Source organism: Mucilaginibacter sp. P4_C11 (assembly GCF_056402115.1).
Genome location: NZ_JBFUIA010000080.1, coordinates 1 through 1,807, shown reverse-complemented (window position 1 = coordinate 1,807; position 1,807 = coordinate 1). Strand labels below are relative to the sequence as shown.

At 40.3% G+C, this 1,807-nt stretch carries 1 protein-coding gene; it reads right to left on the bottom strand.

Annotation, left to right across the window (positions count from 1 at the left end; all coding sequences use genetic code 11):
• Window positions 1–143: 143 nt before the first annotated feature.
• Window positions 144–1,220, bottom strand: coding sequence for an IS110 family RNA-guided transposase (locus tag AC1DU2_RS30805; protein ID WP_477389463.1), 1,077 nt, complete (start codon window positions 1,218–1,220; stop codon window positions 144–146).
• Window positions 1,221–1,807 lie beyond the last annotated feature (587 nt).

Genomic DNA, 1,807 nt, shown 5'->3' with positions numbered 1-1,807 from the left:
GTACTGTCATTAAAAACAAGTTTATTTCGATAATATTTTCATTTAACTTTGCCTTTGCGAAAGAAGGCATACGGCGATCATTCGACGGATGACTATCTTGTGTAGCCTGGCTTTTGCCGGGCTACTTATTTTAGCCCTTTGGGCTAAGCGAAAGAAGGCTCCGTCTCCTTTTCTCCAGATATATTTTGTGTTGTAGCTTTATCAATTTTGAAAGCTTCATTTTTCTTCCATAATGTATAAATAAGCACTAACAATTTCTTTTGTACTGCAACATATGCTTTCATTTTCTGACCATGCCGGTTAAGAATACGATCAAAAAAGATCCTGAAATTGCCAACATCATAACGGATCATATTAAACGCAGGCAAGTGTAATGCCCTGCGAATATGACTATTGCCCTTTTTAGAGATCCTGGTTTTGCCGGTGTGCTTGCCCGACTGATTTTCTACTACATCGTAACCAGAGAAACTCACCAATTGACTGATAGATCTGAATAAAGTAAAGCCATTGGTTTCTGCAAGGATTGTTGCTACGGTTATATTACCAAGTCCTTTTATATCTGTTATATGTTTTACCTTTTCAGCGATTTCCGGATTACTGTAAAGCTGCTTGTCTATTTCCTGTTTCATCTCCAACATTTCTTTTTCTATAGTTGAAATCAGTTTTTTGAGTTGCTTCATTACCTTTTTATTGCTGTAAATACTGTGTTCATCAGCATGCAACTGATTACTTATATTGGTCTTTACTTCCTGAAGACTTTGGTGGTGACGGGTAAGTGCACGCAGCGTATAAAAAAACTCATCCATGGGTTGCCACAACTCCAGGCATTGTTCGGCACCCATACGGGCAAGGCCTGTGGCATCTATCTTGTCATTCTTAGTTTTAAGGCCCAAGGCCTGCATATATTTCTTTGCCTTATTGGGTAATACCACAGCAACCTCGAATCCAGCCTTAAAAAGGTACATGGCACAGGATTCATAATAAACCCCTGTAGCCTCCATCACAATAATGAGCGGTACATTTAACTCTTTTCTGTGATTCCCCATCCACAATAGCAATTCCTTAAACCCTGTTGCCTGATTGGAAAACTTGCGGCTGGCTTTTACTTTTACTTGTTGACTGGCATCAATAACGGAGAGACAGGCATGGAAATCCTTTTGGGAAATATCGATGCCAAGAGAATACTTTAACATAAGCGATTTTGTTAAAAAGTAAAACACTAACAGGAACTTCTTATACGGCCTTTTCTCATAGTCTTATACAGGATGATAGAACATTTGTCTATCTCCTTAAGTACTGTTCTGGCTTGGTAAAAAGAAACTAAAGGCAGGTTTATCTTGCGGCCGACATCCGCGATGCGGTGTCTGTAGGCTCCCGTCAAAGTGCTGCCCTTAGTCCTGTTTATTAATATTTACAAAGATATGAGGGCCTCCCTTGTGACCCGTATGCTAAGTATACGCCATGCCTTCATGACGATCAACTACACCTGTCGTCAATCCATTACATATCGCGTTATTATCATACCCCCTGGTGAAAAAAAGACATCCGGGATTTGCATATCTATTACTTAGCAGGGTGTTTCCCTATCAGCGGACGCACAAGCCAAGAGGCTCATATCTTTGTAAATATTAATAAACAGGACTAAGGGCAGCACTTTGACGGGAGCCTACAGACACCGCATCGCGGATGTCGGCCGCAAGATAAACCTGCCTTTAGTTTCTTTTTACCAAGCCAGAACAGTACTTAAGGAGATAGACAAATGTTCTATCATCCTGTATAAGACTATGAGAAAAGGCCGTATAAGAAG